Here is a 19,593-nt window from a genome sequence, read left to right as displayed (position 1 = left end):
GTTAGCCATTCTCCTTTAGCGTTATTTAATGACGACGACTCAGGTTGGATGCAGCCAGTCAGTAAAAACACGAGAATCAAGAAACAAAATTTCATTCTCTTGCTATCGCCTCTACAGGGTTTAGCTTGGCAGCATTACGGGCGGGGAAAAATCCAAATATCAATCCGGTTAAAGTAGAGATCGCAAATGCACCCAGAACCGGTGTCAGCCCGATTTTCATGACGATGGTGGTGGCAAACATTCCAATCGCCAGTGACGTCAATAACGACAGGAGCACGCCCACTGACCCGCCAAGCAGGCAAATTACTACCGACTCGGTGAGGAACTGGCGCAGAATATCGTGTCGGGTGGCTCCGACAGCCAAACGTATACCAATTTCACGAGTACGCTCAGAAACTGAGACCAACATAACGTTCATGACACCTATACCGCCAACGAACAGAGAGATACAGGCAATCGCGGTGATTAACAGATTAAGAGACTGCGAGGCGTTGCTTACCGCATTCAGCACTTGCTGATTGGTTTTCACTTGAACACTACCGGCACCATGTCGGGCCTTCATCGCCACAGAGATTTGTCTGGCGGCATCCGTTTCATCAACGTTTTCAGCTATGCGAACATCTATCTGGCTTACTGTAGCGGATGGAGAGATACGCTCCATAAATGAGGTAAACGGGACATAAAGTTGCCCTTCTCCCGTGAAAAGACCATTACTCACCAGGCCAGTGACACGCCACAGCGAGCCACCGATATTAACGAGCTGCCCTATAACGTCCCCCGATGCCTCGGGGAAGAGTTTCTGACGGGCGATCTCATCAATAATGACAGCCTGTGCGGCAGACGATTGTTCACGCAGAGAAAAAAGATTTCCACTAAGAATATGTTGGTTATTCAGCGCGAACCACTCCCGGCCAACACCACGAACGCCCATCGCTCCTGCTTTTTTCTGACTGGCTACGGCCATATGTTGGCTGACAAAAGCCGAAACCTCTGTCACGAATGGAAAACTTTTGAGATAGCGCAAGTCGTCAGCGCTCAGTACTCCATAAAGCGGATTGCCGCGAACATCAACGCCTGGCTGAATCTCAATTTTATGCGCCCCCAGACGCGCAATATCATTAAGGACTTTTTGCCGGGCCCCCTCACCGATGGCAACCGTATTAACGACTGACATAATGCCGATAATAATGCCAAGCATAGAAAGGAAAGCGCGAACGCGATGCCCCATCAAGGCAAGCCAGGCGGTATAGATAGCGTCACGTAAGCGGAAACGGGCGCACTGCACCTGCGTTAGAAGCGCGGGCAAACAGACATCAGGCATGTCTGCTGTATGCTGGTAAACGATTTTGCCATCTTCCAGATGGATCTGACGCTGGGTCTGGGCGGCAATTTCCGCATCGTGAGTCACTATCACGATAGTATGGCCCTCACGGTGCAGCTCTTTTAGTAAGGCCATCACCTCCTGACCATTTTGTCGGTCCAGAGCTCCGGTAGGCTCATCCGCCAGAATAATCGGCGCGCCGTTCATCAACGCACGGGCAATCCCTGTACGCTGCTGCTGCCCCCCGGATAACTGGTTAGGCAAATAGCTAAGCTTGTCAGCCATACCCAGCCGGGCCATTAGCGTGCGCACTCGAATCAGCGCCTGCTGATGTGTTTGTGTAGTATAACGAGCGGGCATCATCACGTTATCTATGACACTAAGCCAGGGCAACAACTGATAACGTTGAAAAATAAAACCGATATATTTTTGACGACACTCAGCGAGACGATCATGACTAATTTCAGCGGTATCCCTGTCAAATAAAGTCAACTGGCCCGCGTCAGGTTTATCCAGGCAGCCAATAATATTCATCAACGTGGATTTACCTGAACCTGACGGACCAACAATTGCCACCATTTCGCCCTGATGAATGGTTAAATTAATATCTGCCAGTACCGTATTAGCAACATTATTAATAATGTACTCTTTGCGGATGTTTTTAAGACAGATAGCGGCAGGTAAATCATTAATCATCACCGTCTTTCCCTGACCTTTTAACAATTACCAGATCCTTCTCCGAAAGTCCGGACGTTATTTCTGCATAGCTCTCATTTTGCAATCCTACCGTTACTGGGGTGTCTATAATCTGGTCGTTGACCTTTTTTCTGACATAATCCTTTCCAGATGATTCGATTGTTGAAAGAGCAGACAGTGGCACCAGCAATACATTTTTTGCCTCCGCGCTGGTGACAAAAACATTAGCCGTCATTGAGGTTTTAAAACACTGGCACGCATTATCGACTTCAAATGTGCCCGTGTAATAAACTGGATTATTTCTCCCGGACGAGCTTGCAGATGAATCGTCCTCTTTATTTATATCATCGGGAGAACTTTGGATTTTCCCCATTTTTCCCTGCCACTCTTTTTTAGCATCAGCAAGAGTATAAAACGAGAGTGGTTGTCCTGTGTGGATCTTTAAAATATCCACTTCGGGAATATTCACACCCACGCTAACTTTACTCAAATCAGCAAGAATAAGAATGGTGGTTGCTGTTTGAGAAGAAACGATGGTTTGCCCCTCTTCTGTTACAATAGCCAGCACTTCACCATCCATCGGTGCATGAATTTTTGTATAGCTGAGATTGGTTTTAGCGCTTTCAACTTCCATTTGCGCCTGAACCACGCTAGCTTCTTCAATTCGTGTCTGCTGGATCTGCGATTCATACTGGCTTTTTGCCTGTTCAAGCGTTTTCTCAGGCGTTGCGTTATCGCGTTTCATGTTTTGTTGGCGTTTATATTCCGCCTGATACTGCCAAAGCAATACCTTTGCCGCCTCCTGCTGTGCCAGAGCACGGGATAAACTCGCTTCGGCTTTTTTGAGGTCGGCTTCCTGAATAGAAGGATCGATCTCCGCTAACAATTCGCCCTGTTTAACATGCTGCCCGTCCTGCACATAGAGCCGCTTTAACTGCCCGGTGACTTGTGCCCCCACTTTCACTTTGCGAAAGGGTTTAACTATGCCGGTTAGCATCACTGTTTCTTTAATATCGCCGCGAATAACCGGCTGCGCCGCAAAATCCTGAACAGGAACCTCGTGGCTGTTCATCACAGTAAGATAGACGCCAAAGCCAACGACAATCAGTACTGCGCTAAGGCAGAGTGCTTTCACCTTACTGCTCATGAGCGTAGCCTTCTCTCGATAAACGCCCATGGGAGAATTGATAAACCGCGTCAAATGCGCCAAGTAAAGCAGGATTATGCGTTACGGTAATAAGCGTTTTATTATGCTGCCTGCAGTGTTCAACGATCGCCCTCATAGTCTGCTGCGCCGCTGCCACATCCAGATTGGCAGTTGGTTCATCAAGGATAACCAGTTCATGGTTACAATAGAGAGCCCGCGCAAGCAGCAATCGCTGGTGTTGCCCAGCCGACAGTCCGCTATTGCCCTCCCGGATCCGTGCATTGAGTCCGCCGGGAAGATGTTCAATCACATCGGCAATACCCAGCGCATCGAGTATATGCCGAATCTGACGATCTTCATTAATGGTGTAATCGCTCCTGAATAGTGTAATGTTGTCCCGCACACTACCTTGCAAAAGAATATGATCGGTGCTGTTCATAAAGGCCATGCTCGCCCATTGACCCGGTGATTGCACCACATCGTCAATAGCGATCTCCCCACTGTCTGCCATCAGCAACCCAGCAGCAATTGACAGAAAGGTGGTCTTACCCTCTCCGGACTCACCAATAATAGCCACGCATTCCCCTTTACGGAGCGTTAATGTAAGCCCATTGATCACATTACACTCTGGAGTCCAGGCAAAACGTAAATTGTCGAAACGAATACTTCGTTGGAAATGCTCAGTTGTATCTGTACTGTCTGACGAAGCATCTTCGCTAAATAAAAAATCTTGTGCTCGCTTATCAATAACGCCAATTTCATTTTTCTGTAATACGGTAAAAAAAAGTTTTGACATATAGTTACCGTATATCTGCTTGATCAGACCGTATGAAACAAAAGTACCAAAGTGCATCTCGCCACTTTGTAACAACGGCAGTGATATAGCAATATAGAGAATGGTTTCGCCATTACTGGTCAGTTGGTAAAGATTACTTTTTATTTTATTATATACTGCATAGTTACGTAATGCCTGAACCATTCTTTTATTTTGTTCTGCAAAAGCAATCTGACGATATTCATGCAGCCCGGCAGATTTTATTGTATGAATACCACTCACCGTTTCCATAATAAAATCATTCTGCTCGGCACTCAGCATTTCAATTTTCTCGGTATAGATTCTGTCTTTCCAGGCTGCCCATAAACTGATTAAGCCCATCAGTGTGATGCTGAACAATGACACTAAAGACAGAACAGGGTTAATCCAAAACATCACGCCGAAGGAGAGTAAGGCAATGAGCCAATCGATGCGTAACGTATTATCCAGCGCTATTTTACCTCTTAACGCCCCACACCAATGGCTAAAACGACTGTAAATATCACCCGCATTACGTTTCTGAAAGTAACGTAACGGTTGATGTATCAAGCGCCTGAACCCTGAGGTATTACTGATATGAGAAAACCGCTTCACAACGTTTGCAGAAAAAATGCCGTTTAGCAGATCTATACCTGCAATCCCGATAAAAGTAATAATATAGAGCCACCATGATACCTCAACCTGCTGCTGACTGTATAAGGCATTCAGCGAGGAGCTCATCATGACAGGAATGATAAATACCGCCATTGAGATAACAAAAGTTGTTATCATTAATATATAGATATAGGGTACGTTTGACGTGGCCTTAACGCTTAGCCAGGAAGGGAGCCAACCTTTACTTCTTTTTACTTTTGCCCCCTCAGGAAGAATTCGTTTGTCTTGTTCATCAATAATTAAAGCAAAGCCGCTTATTTCGCGTTTTAAGGCATCGAAAGTCAGGAGTTGTTTACCAAAGGAAGGGTTCAGAACACAGACATTGTTGCCACTACGCCAGGCTAAAACCACATAATGCCCGGCACCATAATGCAAAATAGCCGGTAACGGTAGAGCATTTAATTCGTCGTAATTAAACTGTACGGGTACGCCGGGAAGTCCCATCTCGTTTAGAATTGTGCTCAAACGAGCCAGTGTGAATCCATGCAAAGAAGTGGGGTATTTAAGGCGTAACTTTTCTAATGGAGCTTCAATACCATAGTAATCCGCGAGCATAGAAATGCAGGCCAGACCACATTCACTGACTTCATTTTGCATGGCTATCGCTGGGATTGCATTTCTCACAACTGCTACCTTCTATCAAAACATTTTCAGTAAAATTAAAATAAAATAATTCTATCAATACCCCGAACAGCAAATAAAAAACTGCACAACATATGTTGTGCAGCTTAATTTAATTATACCCACCAATTAGGGCAACTTGCCAGGAAGATATCCTCAGTCTTTCTGCTGGTATTGCCATGTTTATCAGTACAAACAGTATCTTTGACACATGCTCTGGTACCGTTTGACCGAAACTCTAATCGTGTATTTTCATAATGGCACTCGTCACCACCAACAATTCCTGTCGCCTGTTCAATTGTAATTCGTTTCATAAAATATCCTTACTTTAAGTTATAACACACTTTTTGAATTGAACATATTCACTGATCTCAACCAAGAAATATGTTCTATTAGTCCATAACAAAAATGTTATGAATTATCCAATAAACAACCACTACAATAATACATATGGAGATTGTTATTCATTAAAAAAATAGAGGCAGTGTTGATGCCATAATAACCAATCCTGTGGAAACTGAGTGATTGCCTGTTCGATCACACCAGGCAATTCATTTCTTACATTTTTGTAACTTATGGCAGGTAACACTCTTATCTTAATTTGCCGATCGTAATAAAGATGAAAAAATATAACATCGGATTTCGTCACTTTTGAAAGACGTATTAATCCATTGTGTAAATAGGCTGGGCGATCAAACAGCCGGCACAGAAACGTGTCCTGAGCCTTCTCGGAGCTGCGCATTGAGTAATCAGGCACCATATCGGCAAACACGATCAATCCTCGCTTCCCCTCGTTTACATCAATGCACGCCGTAGCAAGACTCAAACCTATACCGTGTGTAGTCTGCTCCACAGAGCAATAGTCCACGTCAATATTCCCCTGCGCTCTTGCTCGCGCATTCCACTCATTGGCGTTGGAGGAAACAACGACCGTTGACTTTATGGGATTCGCTTTGCTCGCCACTATCACGGCCGCAACATCGGACACCATATGCAAAGGTGCCAGTATTAATGGCGTACCCGCATCAACCACTTCGTTGACAGCTCTACGGAGTTCCTCTGCACAGCAATCAATTTGTTGAAGAATTTGAGTATCCTGTCCCCAGGTTGAATAGAACTCAATAATCTCGCGCCTGTTTGCCGTCAAGGTGTAATTTAGCGACGATTGTGGCAATAAGCAGCGCTGATTCGCATTTGCAACACATGCCCTTAATCGATATCCCTTTGCATAAAGCCCTGTTAACCTCTTAATGTATGTCCATGCAAACACATAGCGAACCGGTATTCGTAGAGCCATACGAAATTTTATAATGCTGTATTTCCGGTGTGCTCTCTGCGCCAGTGCGTTGAGCTTACTTAATGTATGATTATATAAAGCCCATACACGCAGGATGAAAATATCCATTATTTTTCGAGCGGCTTATCATTCATCAGTAATGACATAAGATGATTACCCATAGCAGGCCATTCTCTGTCTGTAAACGTTACCCACTTTTTGCCGACGATATATTCCGGCGTGCCATTAATGCCGTAAACTTCGGTTAGCTGTTTAGAAAGCTGTAGCAGTGCTTTAGCCTGCTCTGATTTCTCAGTTTTTTCATACTCGGCAACGTCTACGCCATTATCAATAAGCCACTGATTGCGTATGGTCGGTTCGGCAAGATCTTTTCTCTCTTGCATCACGGCATGAAAAGCTGCTCCACGTAATTTAGGCTCCAGCCCCATGACGGTAAGCGTTGCATAAAGCGGTGCAAAACGCCCCAAGCCGCCATTGTTACTCACATGCATTCGTATAAGTTTCTTCGATGCCGGGAGCGTTTTCTCAAATTTATCAAGTTCCTTCTCTGAATTTTCACAGTAGCCACAGCCATAAGAAAACATCTCAACAATCGTATCTGGGGAGATTTGTGTTATTTTCGCAACCTGCTTATCATCGATACGACGCAACACTTCCTGATTAGAAGACAAAACAACTTTAAATATATACTGGGTTGTAATAATGGATGACGCCAATATAATTAATAATGTATACATTATCAAAAATAAATAAAATTTCTTCTTGTTCACAGTCAACATTTCATACACCCATATAATAAGAAAAATACTACCATTTGGTTGTTTAATATGATTAAAGAAACATTGATCTTATTTAATCCAAAAACAACCAAATATGTTTTAGCACTATCGGCACCGATAATATACACACAAATTAATACAAAAATTCATCATGAAACATGAAATTTATTAAATACGAAATTAAGCATATTTTCACTGATAAGAAAAACCCTATAATTTTAGATTAATCCAAACATTAAATAAGCCACGGCAATAAATACACATGAAGCATAATCAAAAAAAGTAACTAAAAGTTATTTTCGATATAACGAAACCTTTATAAAAAAAACTCAACTATTAAATGGGGAAATATTTCTGCAGACGCGGTGATTGATGGAAAGACAGGGAGAAGCATACGACTCCTGTTGGATTCTTAGTATTGATACTACGCTACGATAAACATCCTATTGAAGTGATTTACTTGCAGGCAAAAAAAACCAGCTCTACTAGAGAGCTGGCTTTTTCTTTCCTGTGATACGTTAGCGTGTCGTCGAACTCGGAGTCTTCATGTAGCGGAAGAAATCGCTGTCCGGGCTCATGACCATCACGTCCTGGTTACCTTCGAAGCTCTTCTCGTAAGCGCGCAGGCTACGGATGAAGGCGTAGAAGTCAGGATCCTGGCTGAACGCGTCGGCAAACAGTTTCGCAGCTTCTGCATCGCCTTCACCGCGCATGATGCGGCCCTGACGCTCAGATTCTGCCAGCGTTTTCGTCACTTCATAGTCCGCTGTCGCACGCAGTTTTTCCGCTTCTTCCTGACCTTGTGAACGATGGCGACGCGCTACCGCTTCACGCTCAGCGCGCATACGGTTGTAGATAGCCTCAGACACTTCAGCAGGCAGGTTGATTTGCTTAATACGCACGTCAACCACTTCGATGCCCAATGCCGCCATACTGTTCGGGTTGATCACCGGTACTTTACCGTTCGTTTCAGCCTGAACACGCTCAGCCGCTTCGGCAATCGCACTATCCGCCGCCGGCGTCGCGACTTCATCTTCCGTGCCAGCAGAACCGGAGTTCAGCGCGTCACGGACTTCCAGAGTCAGACGGCCACGGGAATCGGTAACGATGTCTTTCACGTCGAGACGACCGATTTCAGAACGCAGACGGTCAGAGAATTTACGTTTCAGCAGGACTTCTGCCTGAGAAACGTCGCCACCGCCCGTTGCCAGGTAGTAACGGCTAAAGTCACTGATGCGCCACTTGATGTAGGAGTCAACGATCAGGTCTTTTTTCTCTTTGGTAACAAAGCGATCGGCCTGGTTGTCCATGGTCTGAATACGCGCATCCAGCATCTTCACTGACTCAATAAACGGAATCTTGAAGTGCAGGCCTGGTGCAACGACCAGCGGCTTGTTTTCATCGTCACGCAGAACTTTACCAAAGCGCAGAGTAATACCGCGCTCGCCTTCTTTGACCACAAAGACAGACATGAACAGAACTACCAGAACGATGATGATAATCGCAATAACTGACTTACGCATCGTTATTCCCCCTGACGCTGGTAGTCGTTACGCTGCGCGTTCGCGCGGCGTTGGTCCATAATATCGCCCTGACTGGTGGACGACGTATTGCTTGCTCCAGTGCTGGAGGTCGTCGCTGGCGGCAGACGCAGCAGGTTTGAGCTGCTGTCACTCTTTGCTGCTGGCGCACTACCGCCTTTCAGCATTTGGTCCAGCGGCAGAACCATCAGATTGCTGCCCTTATCGTTAACCAGGACTTTGCGGGTATTGCTCAGCACTTTTTCCATGGTCTCGATATACAGACGCTCGCGAGTAATTTGCGGCGCGGCTTTATATTCCGGCAGAATTTTAGCGAAGCGAGCCACTTCACCCTGTGCTTCCAGGATGGTTTGCGTTTTGTAAGCACGCGCTTCTTCCAGAATACGCTGCGCCTGACCGTTCGCACGCGGCTGAACTTCGTTGGTATACGCTTCCGCTTCACGGATGTACTGCTGTTCGTTTTCTCGCGCGGCAATCGCATCGTCAAACGCAGCTTTTACCTCTTCCGGCGGACGCGCAGCCTGGAAGTTGACGTCCAGCAGGGTGATACCCATGTTATACGGACGGATTGTTTCTTCCAGTTCACGCTGGGTATCGCTACGAATAACGGTACGCCCTTCGGTCAGGATACGGTCCATAGTGTATTTCCCGATAACGCCACGCAGTGCGCTGTCGGTTGCCTGACGCAGACTGTCATCCGCGCTGGTTACGCTAAACAGGTAACGCTGCGGATCGGTCACGCGGTATTGCACGTTCATTTCAACGCGCACGACGTTTTCGTCAGATGTCAGCATGACGCCGGATGCGGCAAGTTCACGCACGGCTTCAACGTTGACCGGGGTCACTTCGTCGATAAAGGTCGGTTTCCAGTTCAGACCCGGCTCAACCAAATGGCTGAATTTACCGAAGCGTGTCACCACGCCGCGTTCCGCTTCTTTAATGGTGTAGAAACCGCTGGCCGCCCAGATAATGACGATAGCGGCCGCTGCGATAGTAAAGACCCTACCGCCCAGTTGCGGACGCGGACCTTGCGATGAACTACCGCCGCCAGAACCAGTACCTTTACCGCCGCCCAGACCACCGAGCTTTTTGCTCAGTTTGCGGAAGATATCATCCAGATCGGGAGGTCCCTGATCGCGACCACCTTTGTTTCCATTTCCCTCAGGGTTGCCGCCAGGTTTGCTGCTTCCCCACGGGTCGCGGTCTTGTCCGTTATTACCGGGCTGATTCCACGCCATGTTTGTGCTCCATATTTGTTATGCGGTGATATACCCCGTTTTTTGCACTACAGGGGCGTTACCGCCGACCTGCAACCCAAAATTCGATGAGTATTGGGCAAAAAATCCCCAGGCATTTCCTCCCGGTCAGATGATGTAATCTGCCAGGGTCGGTTCTTGTTTACAGAGGCGACGCCAGTCTACGATCGGCATACGAACCTGCAGACCTACGCTGCCGTCCTCCTCCATCCACTCTTTTTCTATTGCCTGAAGTTGGTAAAACCGGCTTCTCAGACGCCCTTCCTGCGGCGGCAAACGCAACGTATGCTGCGCCACCTCACCGGAAAGCCGCTCAGTCAAAGCCTGAAAAAGCTGTGGTATACCTATTCCCGTTTGCGCTGAAACCCAAACGCGAATGGGTTTATTCTCTTCATCTCTGTCGATACGCGGTTCAAAGTCATCCAGCATATCGATTTTATTCATCACCAGCAGGGTCGGGATCTCATGCGCATCGATCTCCTCGAGCACCGTATCGACGGCCTCGATGTTTTCTTGCACACGAAAATCTGCTGCATCAATAACGTGCAGCAGCAATGTCGCCTGACGTGTTTCCTGCAAGGTGGCTTTAAACGCCGCCACCAGGTCGTGCGGTAAGTGACGGATAAACCCTACGGTATCCGCCAGCACGGTTTCACCGACATCCGCAACGTCGATCCGGCGCAGGGTCGGGTCCAGGGTCGCAAACAGCTGATCCGCTGCGTAGACCCGGGCTTCGGTGATCTGGTTGAACAGGGTGGATTTTCCGGCGTTGGTATATCCCACCAGTGATACGGTCGGGACATCCGCTTTCTTACGCGACTGTCGCCCCTGCTCACGTTGCTTTTCAACTTTTTCCAGGCGCGACTGTATCTGCAAAATGCGATTACGCAGCAAACGACGGTCGGTTTCGAGCTGGGTTTCACCCGGACCGCGCAAACCAATCCCGCCCTTTTGCCTTTCAAGGTGGGTCCAGCCACGGACCAGACGCGTAGCCATATGGCGCAGCTGCGCCAGCTCAACCTGCAACTTACCCTCATGGGTTCGCGCACGCTGGGCAAAAATATCCAGAATAAGACCAGTCCTGTCGATAACCAGACACTGGCACAATTGTTCCAGGTTACGTTCCTGGGCAGGGCTTAGAGCATGATCAAAAATCACCACCGCAGCGCCAGTCGCTTTTACGGCTTCGGCAATTTCGATTGCCTTACCTTCACCAACAAAATACTTCGGGTGCGGTGCTTTACGGCTCCCGGTAATCACCTGCATTGCTTCGACACCGGCGGAAGAGACCAGAGATTCAAACTCCTGGAGGTCTTCCATATCTTTGTCTTGCGAAAAATAGATGTGTACCAGTACCGCCTGCTCACCGGCATCATAACGGTCAAACAAGCGTCAACCCCTTAATATGTATCAACGGGGAACGCAGGTTCGCTGGCTCCCCGTATGTAAAACAGCGATCAACCTTATTCGGTTTCTTCGCTGTCCTGTTGCGCAGATGAACCTTGCGCGTTGCTACCGTGATGGTAGTTGCTGCCAGTGCCGCCGGTGGCATTATTGCTGTGATGAGAAACCGGGCGAGACGGGACAACAGTAGAAATCGCGTGCTTATAAACCATCTGGCTGACCGTGTTTTTCAACAGGATCACGAACTGATCAAAAGACTCGATTTGACCTTGCAGCTTAATACCATTCACCAAATAAATAGAAACTGGAACACGTTCCCGACGCAGTGCGTTCAGGAACGGATCTTGTAAAGATTGCCCCTTAGCCATTCTCTCTTTTCCTTATATGCTTATTTGTACTTTGAACCTTTCGATTCTGAAAAATTGCGCACGATACGTTTCAATTGTACACATTCAGTTCGCGATAGCACCAACAACCTGTAATACTTCGTTTCGCGCCTGGTCAGGATTTTCACTGTCAAGCCAGTGCACCCCTTCCCAACCACGCAACCAGGTTACCTGCCGCTTCGCCAACTGCCTCGTGGCGCAAACACCTCTATAAACCATTTCATCGTATGAAATTTCGCCTTCAATGTATGACCACATCTGGCGATACCCGACACAACGAATGGAAGGCAAATCCGTATGCAAATCTCCACGGGCAAAAAGCGCCCGGACTTCTGCTTCAAAACCTGAAGCTAACATCTGATGAAAACGCTGCTCAATTCGCTGATGGAGCAGTTCACGGCTCGCCGGGGCGATTGCAAACTGATGCACCTCATACGGCAAAGCATCTCCTGACGTTTGCGTCAGCTCCGTTAAAGTTTTACCCGAAATGAAAAAAACTTCCAGTGCCCGGGAAAGTCTTTGCGGATCATTTGGATGAATACGCGCTGCAGCCACGGGATCTATCTCCTGAAGCTGTCGGTGTAACGCGTCCCACCCGTGCTCTGCCGCCTGCTGCTCAATTCTGGCCCTGACCTCCGGGTCTGCCGACGGTAACGGCGACAGCCCTTCAAGCAAGGCTTTGAAATATAACATTGTGCCGCCCACCAGCAGCGGGATACGCCCCGCGGCGGTGATATCGGCCATCTCGGCTAACGCATCGCGGCGAAAATCCGCAGCAGAGTACGCTTGCGACGGATCGCGAATGTCCAGCAATCGGTGCGGCGCGGCCTGTAATTCATCTGCATCAGGCTTGGCTGTACCGATATCCATCCCCTTGTAAATAAGGGCGGAATCAACGCTTATCAACTCTACAGGCAAAACTTTACGCAATTCAATTGCTAATACCGTTTTACCGGAGGCCGTTGGCCCCATTAAAAAAATCGCCTTTGGCAGGCTCGCCTTACGGGTATCACTCATGTTTCAGGGCATTCATTACCGAATGTAAATCAACAGGTTGTAACAGACCACCCGGCGGCGCCTTCACGAGTTGTGGGCAAAGCCGCTCAACATCCGCTAGCAGCGTAATCGCCTGGGCCATGCTCCACTGCGGATGCTCGCTCATCAGGTTACGTGCAATCCACTGTGCAATATTGCCCGGTTCGAATACGGACTGCTGCGCCAGGTAGCCTATCAGTTCAGGAATCAAGATTTGTAAATTTTGTTGGCGTAAGGGTAAAGGCACCGCCCGGATGGTCACATGCTGCGCATCCAGTTGAAATTCAATGCCCAGATCGGCCAGTTGGCTCTGCCCTTTCTGCAGGGCCGCTTTTTCATCGGCGGTCACTTTTAGACGTAAAGGAATCAGTAACGGCTGGGCGCAAACAGTACCCTCTCCCGGCGTTAACTGCGCCTGACGCAACCAACGTTCCGCCACCGGTAATGCCAGTAACCGAATATGACCATCACATTCGAGTAACGCACAGTCCGCACCGACAATCGTTAGCACCCGACCAAAACCCTGACTGTTGCCGGTCAGAGGGGTAGATGGCGCTTCAGATACCGGCGCTTTATGCGTTGGAATTGGCGTTTGCAGCAGTTGCTGATAAATATCACCTTGCTGCTTTTGATAGCCAGGCTGGGCATGAGGCCAGCTGGCCCCCGACTGACGGCCAGCGCCGCCAGAGGGGGCTGAGTAGCGAGGTGCAGCAGCTTCACGCGCCGGAGCGGGCTCGGCAAAATGGTTACGCCCGGCTGCAACGCGGTTTTCCGGGATGTGCCGTGGGGCGGGCTCATCGTCATCAGTCAACGGCAGCGGCGTTTCAAGCTGCTGTTGCAGAACGCTCAATACGCCCTGGTAGATAAAATCATGCACCAGACGCGACTGATGGAAACGGACCTCATGTTTGGCGGGATGCACGTTGACATCCACCTGATGCGGATCGATTTCCAGATATAAAACAAATGCAGGCTGCTGATCGGCGCCCAGCTTATCTTCACAGGCCTGGCGAATAGCGTGGTTGATCAGGCGGTCACGCATCATCCGGCCATTCACGTAGCAGTACTGGATTTCCGCCAGCGCCGTCGTCGTGTGATGAGGATCGGCTACCCAGCCCCGCAGCGTCAAATCGCCATGCTGCCATTCAATCGCCAGCGCATGTTCCAGAAACGGCATACCGCAAATCGCGCCCAGCCGGCGCTCTTTTTGCCCATCCGCAGCCACTGCACGGTACTGTCGCACCACTTTGCCGTTGTGCGACAGATTAATCGTCACATCGAACCGCGCCAGCGCAATGCGGCGGATAATCTCGTCGATATGATTAAATTCGGTTTTCTCGGTGCGCATAAACTTGCGCCGCGCCGGGGTGTTGTAGAACAGATCCAACACCTCCAGCGTGGTGCCCACCGGATGCGCGGCGGGCTTCACCGTGACATCCATGTCGCGCCCTTCGGCATAGGCTTGCCAGGCTTCAGGCTGCTCTTGCGTGCGCGACGTCAGGGTTAAACGAGAGACTGAGCTAATGCTGGCTAACGCTTCGCCGCGAAACCCGAGGCTCACGATGGCTTCGAGATCGTCAAGCGAGGCAATTTTACTGGTGGCATGACGCGCCAGCGCCAGCGCCAGCTCGTCTTTTTTAATTCCGCAGCCGTTGTCACGAATACGGATAAGCTTCGCACCACCGCGTTCGATATCAATATCAATGCGCGTCGCACCAGCATCGATGCTGTTTTCCACCAGCTCTTTCACCACTGACGCAGGCCGTTCCACCACCTCGCCCGCGGCAATCTGGTTCGCCAACTGTGGCGGTAGAACCTGAATCGGCATGACTAATCCTTAATTTGTTAACGTGTTGCCAGGCGACACGGCACTGGCAGTTTGCGCCGGTGCGCCCTGCGGCCCGGTTTGCATCGGGTGCGCCTGGAAATAGTTACGCAATCCTTTGTAAATCGCCTCGGCCAGTTGCTGCTGGTAATCATCGCTCGCCAACAGACGCTCTTCGCTGTTGTTACTGATAAAACCGGTTTCAACCAGCACTGACGGGATATCAGGCGAACGTAGTACCCCAAGGCTGGCGTGTTCCGGACGGCGCTTATGCATTGAGCCAATACGTTCTAACTGACCGATCATGCTGGTCGCCACATCATACCCGACGCGTTGCGAATGACCGAACTGCAGGTCCAGCACGGCCTGGCTGAGGTAAGGATCGGCCTGGCTGTTGGCCAGCACGTCGCCCGCACCGCCTAACAATTCTGATTGCTTCTCGTGCTGTTCCAGCCAGCCGGCCATTTCACTGTTCGCCCGGCGGTTTGACAGCACCCAGACGGAAGCGCCAGTGGCATCCCTGTTTGGCGCGGCATCCGCATGAATCGAAACCAGGAAGTTGGCGTTTTGTTTACGCGCAACGTCGGAACGCCCCATCACCGAGATGAAGTAATCGCCATCGCGGGTGAGTACGCCTTTAAACATCGGGTCATCATTCAGCAAACTGCGTAGTTTACGCGCCACGGCAATCGTGACATTTTTCTCACGCGTACCGCCGGGACCAATTGCGCCGGGATCCTGTCCACCATGCCCGGCATCAATGGCGATAACCACTTTGTCGCCGCTATTGGTGCTGGCGCGCGCCGCAGGTCGCGTGGACGTATTACTGCTGGTAACCGCCGTGGTGCGGTCGTTTTCCGCTTTAAATGGATTACGCGCAGGCTCGGCAGGACGCGGGGCGATAACCGGCGCCTCGACACGCTTGGCAACCACCGGAGGCGGTGGCGGCGGTGGCGCATCCGCTTTGATGGTAAACACGACGGTATAATTGCCGCCGTTTTGTCGTTTAACGGCTTCGGCTTTACCGTTCTCGGTTAAATCCACCAGCAGGCGCAGAGACTGCGCGTCTTTAGGCGTACCGGAACGGATAGATTTGACCAGATTATTACCGCTAAACAGCAGCGGTAATCCCTGAATCACACCGGTTTGTTTAATATCCAGCGCGACGGTTCGTTTCCCATCCAGCGAAACGGCGTATTCAGGATCGCCGATAAAGCTCAGCGTAATCCGCGCCTGTTGATCGCCATTGGAAACCTGAAGATCGGAGAGGCTGGCAGCCCCTGCCTGCGCGCACAGCAGGACCAGGGCTGCCATCAGCCAGTTTCTGATGCGATAAATCATCCCGCCACCCTTAAGGTTAATCGGCTAAACGCGCCAGCAATAAATCACCCGATGAGGAGACTGCGCTTACGCGCGCCTCTCGACCTTGTGCCTGGTATTCAATGTGTATTTCGACGTCCGGGTCTGGCAGTACACCTTTACCTTGTTGCGGCCATTCCACCAGGCAGATGGCATCATTGGCAAAATAATCGCGGATCCCCATAAATTCCAGCTCCTCCGGGTCCGCAAGTCGATACAGATCGAAGTGATAAACCATCAAATTATCGAGCGAATAGGGTTCAACCAGCGTGTAAGTCGGGCTTTTTACATTACCTTTGTGACCTAACGCCTGCAGGAATCCCCGGCTGAAAGTGGTTTTGCCCGCTCCCAGGTCGCCGTACAAATAAATTACCGTCGCGCCGTCACAGGCTTTGGCTACCCGCAGTCCCAGGTCTAAAGTCGCCTGTTCATCAGGTAGTGGAATTACTCGATTCATCATGATAAACGTCAATCACATCAGGGTTAACAATACGCTGTAGCGTGGTAAAGAGATCTGTCGCCAGCATGCCGCGCGTACCAAAACGCGCTGCCAGCACATCCGCCGCCGCACCGTGCGCAACACATCCCGCACATGCTGCATCATACGGGGTAAGCTTCTGTCCGAGCAATGCGCCAATAATACCGGAAAGCACATCCCCCATCCCGCCGCTGGCCATGCCTGCATTGCCGGTATCAATAATACCCAACTCAGCCTGTTCAGCAGCAACAACCGTACCCGCGCCTTTCAGCACTACCACGCCTCCATACCGTTTTACCAGACGCTGTGCACAAAGTAAGCGATCGTCTTCAATTTCTGCAATAGAACAGCCCAGCAGTCGCGCGGCTTCTCCCGGATGCGGCGTGATCACGCGATTGTGACGTTTATCGGGGTTGATTGCCAGCAGGTTCAGCGCATCGGCATCCCAGAGCATCGGTTTGCGAAAATTCTCAACCTTTTGCAGTGCTTTTTTGCCCCACTCTTGCTGACCAAGCCCAGGGCCAATCACGACAACATCCGCCCACGCCAGACTTTCATCCAGAGTCTGCGGCGTTAGCGTATCAACCATCAGTTCCGGCCTGGCGGTCAGAATCGGCGCTATGTTTTCACTGCGGGTCAGCACTTTGACCAGCCCGGCTCCCGCACGCAGCGCCGCTTCACCAGCCATACGTATTGCGCCTGCCGTACCGTGGTCCCCGCCGATGATCACCAGCCGACCGTGAGAACCTTTGTGCGAGGTAGGTCGGCGTGGCGTCAGCCAGTGTGCAAGCTGTTGAGCATCAAAACGTTGAATTGGCGCATTCTGCCCAGCCAGCCAGTCGTCCAGCCCAAGCGCGTTAACATGCAGGCGTCCGGTGACATCACGCGCTTTACCGGTTAACAGGCCGGGTTTGAGCGCAATAAAGGTGACGGTATGCGCCGCATTGATGACCGCACCCGGTGTCGCTCCTGTTTGCGCCAGCAGGCCGGAAGGAATATCTATGGCCACGGTGGGGGCAGGATGGGTATTGGCACGTTCGATCAATACCGAGAGCAACTCACGCGGCGCGTACTTTAAGCCAGTCCCTGACAGCGCGTCGATGATGACATCCAGCCTACCAGGCCAGGCGATATCCGCAGCATGAATGACGCCACCGGCATTAAGCCAGGCGTCGCGCGCCTGCTGCGCTTCCTCCGGGAGTGGTTTGTCACTCTCTTGCGCCAGTAGCGTGACCTCAAGCCCTTGCGCTTTGGCAAGCCTCGCCAGCACATAACCATCGCCGCCGTTATTACCATGACCGCACAGCACAAGCCAGTGATGAGCATGCGGATAGGCCTCGCGGGCGACCTGAAACGCGGCCTCTCCCGCCCGTTGCATCAGTTCGTATAACGTTAGTCCTAAACTGTCTGCCGCCTCTCGCTCCATCCGCCTGATGTCATCGGCGTGCCAGATGGAGTGTGGTATACTTACGGGGTTTTTCTTCATTGTATGGTCCGTCATGTCAGAGCCCCTCGATCTCAATCAGTTAGCGCAAAATATTAAGCAGTGGGGGCTGGAGCTTGGCTTTCAGCAGGTCGGTATTGCCGATACTGACCTCAGCGAAGCGGAGCCCAAACTGCAGGCCTGGCTGGATCAACACTATCACGGCGAGATGGACTGGATGGCCCGTCACGGCATGATGCGCGCCCGACCTCATGAATTATTGCCCGGTACGCTACGTGTCATCAGCGTACGTATGAACTATCTCCCTGCCAACGCGGCCTTTGCCAGCACGTTGAAAAACCCCACTCTGGGCTACGTCAGCCGCTACGCGCTGGGGCGCGACTACCATAAGCTGCTGCGTAACCGCTTAAAAAAGCTGGGCGAGATGATTCAACAACACTGCGTTTCGCTGAATTTTAGACCTTTTGTCGATTCCGCGCCCATTCTTGAGCGTCCGCTGGCGGAAAAAGCCGGGCTTGGCTGGACAGGTAAGCACTCACTTATCCTCAATCGCGAAGCCGGTTCATTTTTCTTCCTCGGTGAATTACTGGTCGACTTGCCCTTGCCGGTCGATAAGCCAGCAGAAGAAGGATGCGGGAAATGCGTCGCCTGTATGACCATCTGTCCCACCGGGGCCATCGTTGAACCCTACACCGTAGATGCGCGCCGTTGTATCTCTTACCTCACTATCGAACTGGAAGGCGCTATCCCGGAAGCGTTTCGTCCCTTGCTGGGGAATCGAATTTACGGCTGCGATGATTGTCAGCTCATTTGTCCCTGGAACCGCTATTCGCAGCTGACGGCAGAGGATGACTTTAGCCCACGCAAGCAACTGCATGCTCCGGAGTTAATAGAGCTGTTTAGCTGGAGCGAAGCGTGGTTTTTAAAAGTCACGGAGGGGTCTGCCATTCGTCGTATTGGCCATCTGCGCTGGCTGCGAAATATCGCTGTTGCGTTGGGTAATGCCCCCTGGGATGAAGCCGTAATTAACGCCCTGGAAAACCGCAGAGGTGAGCACCCACTTCTCGACGAACACATAGCGTGGGCGGTTGCTCAGCAAATTGAGAAACGAAATGCCTGCGTAGTTGAGGTGCAGTTGCCGAAGAAACAACGTTTAGTCAGGGTCATCGAAAAGGGGCTACCGCGCGACGCTTAAGTCATCCACAGCTTGTGTATAAAAATAAAAACACATTGATATTCAAGAGGGAAAAAATCGTCAAGTGATCGCATCAACAATTTGAAATGATAATTAATCCAATAATTTCAATACGTTAAAATGATACTATTAACCCAGCGAAGTTTTTTGCATTCCAGGAATAATACCCGAACCTGTGGATAAGTCTGTTTACAAGAGTATGTCAACGACGAAACAAAACGTCCCCAACGCAATTCTTCGTTGTGGATATTTTTTTGAGATAAGAATTTGGAGCGGGAAACGAGACTCGAACTCGCGACCCCGACCTTGGCAAGGTCGTGCTCTACCAACTGAGCTATTCC

16 protein-coding genes are annotated in these 19,593 nt (G+C 50.2%); 1 reads left to right on the top strand and 15 read right to left on the bottom strand.

Translation table 11 applies throughout. The features are described 5' to 3' along the window. Window positions 1-91: 91 nt before the first annotated feature. From ACVXHP_RS14615 to nnr, 15 genes are all read right to left on the bottom strand, one after another. Window positions 92-2,017, bottom strand: coding sequence for an ATP-binding cassette domain-containing protein (locus tag ACVXHP_RS14615; RefSeq protein ID WP_447571790.1), 1,926 nt, complete (start codon window positions 2,015-2,017; stop codon window positions 92-94). Then, entirely contained in the window at window positions 2,010-3,164 is a 1,155-nt protein-coding gene (locus ACVXHP_RS14610) for an efflux RND transporter periplasmic adaptor subunit (protein WP_447571710.1), read from the bottom strand. The genes ACVXHP_RS14615 and ACVXHP_RS14610 overlap by 8 nt, the downstream gene beginning before the upstream one ends. Continuing rightward, window positions 3,154-5,256 (bottom strand): peptidase domain-containing ABC transporter, encoded by a 2,103-nt coding sequence (locus ACVXHP_RS14605; RefSeq protein WP_447571709.1) that lies wholly within the window; start codon window positions 5,254-5,256, stop codon window positions 3,154-3,156. The genes ACVXHP_RS14610 and ACVXHP_RS14605 overlap by 11 nt, the downstream gene beginning before the upstream one ends. 113 nt (window positions 5,257-5,369) lie before the next feature. Next, window positions 5,370-5,567, bottom strand: coding sequence for a DUF4762 family protein (locus tag ACVXHP_RS14600; protein ID WP_447571708.1), 198 nt, complete (start codon window positions 5,565-5,567; stop codon window positions 5,370-5,372). A gap of 146 nt (window positions 5,568-5,713) precedes the next feature. Continuing rightward, a complete protein-coding gene (locus ACVXHP_RS14595; RefSeq protein WP_447571707.1) occupies window positions 5,714-6,658 on the bottom strand; it encodes a hypothetical protein in 945 nt (314 codons plus the stop codon). Then, on the bottom strand, window positions 6,658-7,329 hold the full coding sequence (locus tag ACVXHP_RS14590) for a DsbA family protein (RefSeq protein ID WP_316130027.1): 672 nt from the start codon (window positions 7,327-7,329) through the stop codon (window positions 6,658-6,660). The genes ACVXHP_RS14595 and ACVXHP_RS14590 overlap by 1 nt, the downstream gene beginning before the upstream one ends. A 518-nt stretch (window positions 7,330-7,847) precedes the next feature. Then, complete coding sequence (gene hflC, locus ACVXHP_RS14585; protein WP_316130028.1) at window positions 7,848-8,852, bottom strand: protease modulator HflC; 1,005 nt, start codon at window positions 8,850-8,852, stop codon at window positions 7,848-7,850. 2 nt (window positions 8,853-8,854) lie between these two features. Next, a complete protein-coding gene (gene hflK / locus ACVXHP_RS14580; protein ID WP_069324734.1) occupies window positions 8,855-10,108 on the bottom strand; it encodes an FtsH protease activity modulator HflK in 1,254 nt (417 codons plus the stop codon). A 126-nt stretch (window positions 10,109-10,234) separates the two neighbouring features. Further along, a complete protein-coding gene (gene hflX, locus ACVXHP_RS14575) occupies window positions 10,235-11,515 on the bottom strand; it encodes a ribosome rescue GTPase HflX (protein ID WP_042312807.1) in 1,281 nt (426 codons plus the stop codon). Between the two features lie 74 nt (window positions 11,516-11,589). After that, window positions 11,590-11,898 (bottom strand): RNA chaperone Hfq, encoded by a 309-nt coding sequence (gene hfq, locus ACVXHP_RS14570; RefSeq protein ID WP_003025584.1) that lies wholly within the window; start codon window positions 11,896-11,898, stop codon window positions 11,590-11,592. Window positions 11,899-11,982: 84 nt separating this feature from the next. After that, window positions 11,983-12,933, bottom strand: coding sequence for a tRNA (adenosine(37)-N6)-dimethylallyltransferase MiaA (gene miaA, locus ACVXHP_RS14565; RefSeq protein ID WP_447571706.1), 951 nt, complete (start codon window positions 12,931-12,933; stop codon window positions 11,983-11,985). Next, the gene (mutL, locus tag ACVXHP_RS14560) at window positions 12,926-14,779 is read right to left on the bottom strand and encodes a DNA mismatch repair endonuclease MutL (protein ID WP_447571705.1); all 1,854 of its coding nucleotides are present in this window, start codon (window positions 14,777-14,779) and stop codon (window positions 12,926-12,928) included. The genes miaA and mutL overlap by 8 nt, the downstream gene beginning before the upstream one ends. Before the next feature lie 9 nt (window positions 14,780-14,788). Further along, window positions 14,789-16,117, bottom strand: coding sequence for an N-acetylmuramoyl-L-alanine amidase AmiB (gene amiB, locus ACVXHP_RS14555; protein ID WP_304702503.1), 1,329 nt, complete (start codon window positions 16,115-16,117; stop codon window positions 14,789-14,791). 16 nt (window positions 16,118-16,133) lie between these two features. Beyond that, window positions 16,134-16,595 carry a tRNA (adenosine(37)-N6)-threonylcarbamoyltransferase complex ATPase subunit type 1 TsaE gene (gene tsaE, locus ACVXHP_RS14550; protein ID WP_008786002.1) on the bottom strand — a complete coding sequence of 154 codons (462 nt, stop codon included), beginning with the start codon at window positions 16,593-16,595 and terminating at the stop codon, window positions 16,134-16,136. Next, on the bottom strand, window positions 16,567-18,114 hold the full coding sequence (gene nnr, locus ACVXHP_RS14545; RefSeq protein ID WP_447571704.1) for a bifunctional ADP-dependent NAD(P)H-hydrate dehydratase/NAD(P)H-hydrate epimerase: 1,548 nt from the start codon (window positions 18,112-18,114) through the stop codon (window positions 16,567-16,569). Before nnr ends, tsaE begins: the two co-directional genes overlap by 29 nt. Between nnr and queG the strand changes: the two genes are divergently transcribed. After that, window positions 18,113-19,252 carry a tRNA epoxyqueuosine(34) reductase QueG gene (queG, locus tag ACVXHP_RS14540; RefSeq protein WP_316130698.1) on the top strand — a complete coding sequence of 380 codons (1,140 nt, stop codon included), beginning with the start codon at window positions 18,113-18,115 and terminating at the stop codon, window positions 19,250-19,252. The genes nnr and queG overlap by 2 nt on opposite strands. Window positions 19,253-19,593 lie beyond the last annotated feature (341 nt).

It is taken from the genome of Citrobacter freundii complex sp. 2025EL-00176 (assembly GCF_053309355.1).
Note: the sequence above shows the minus strand (reverse complement) of the source record. Positions and strands in the feature narration are given on the sequence as shown.

Excerpts from the sequence above, each read along its gene's own strand:
- ACVXHP_RS14615 (WP_447571790.1), bottom strand. The coding sequence starts at position 2,017 with ATGATTAATGATTTACCTGCCGCTATCTGTCTTAAAAACATCCGCAAA.
- ACVXHP_RS14610 (WP_447571710.1), bottom strand. The coding sequence starts at position 3,164 with ATGAGCAGTAAGGTGAAAGCACTCTGCCTTAGCGCAGTACTGATTGTC.
- ACVXHP_RS14600 (WP_447571708.1), bottom strand. The coding sequence starts at position 5,567 with ATGAAACGAATTACAATTGAACAGGCGACAGGAATTGTTGGTGGTGAC.
- ACVXHP_RS14595 (WP_447571707.1), bottom strand. The coding sequence starts at position 6,658 with ATGGATATTTTCATCCTGCGTGTATGGGCTTTATATAATCATACATTA.
- ACVXHP_RS14590 (WP_316130027.1), bottom strand. The coding sequence starts at position 7,329 with ATGTTGACTGTGAACAAGAAGAAATTTTATTTATTTTTGATAATGTAT.
- hflC (WP_316130028.1), bottom strand. The coding sequence starts at position 8,852 with ATGCGTAAGTCAGTTATTGCGATTATCATCATCGTTCTGGTAGTTCTG.
- hflK (WP_069324734.1), bottom strand. The coding sequence starts at position 10,108 with ATGGCGTGGAATCAGCCCGGTAATAACGGACAAGACCGCGACCCGTGG.
- hfq (WP_003025584.1), bottom strand. The coding sequence starts at position 11,898 with ATGGCTAAGGGGCAATCTTTACAAGATCCGTTCCTGAACGCACTGCGT.
- miaA (WP_447571706.1), bottom strand. The coding sequence starts at position 12,933 with ATGAGTGATACCCGTAAGGCGAGCCTGCCAAAGGCGATTTTTTTAATG.
- mutL (WP_447571705.1), bottom strand. The coding sequence starts at position 14,779 with ATGCCGATTCAGGTTCTACCGCCACAGTTGGCGAACCAGATTGCCGCG.
- amiB (WP_304702503.1), bottom strand. The coding sequence starts at position 16,117 with ATGATTTATCGCATCAGAAACTGGCTGATGGCAGCCCTGGTCCTGCTG.
- tsaE (WP_008786002.1), bottom strand. The coding sequence starts at position 16,595 with ATGATGAATCGAGTAATTCCACTACCTGATGAACAGGCGACTTTAGAC.
- queG (WP_316130698.1), top strand. The coding sequence starts at position 18,113 with ATGTCAGAGCCCCTCGATCTCAATCAGTTAGCGCAAAATATTAAGCAG.
- nnr (WP_447571704.1), bottom strand. The coding sequence starts at position 18,114 with ATGACGGACCATACAATGAAGAAAAACCCCGTAAGTATACCACACTCC.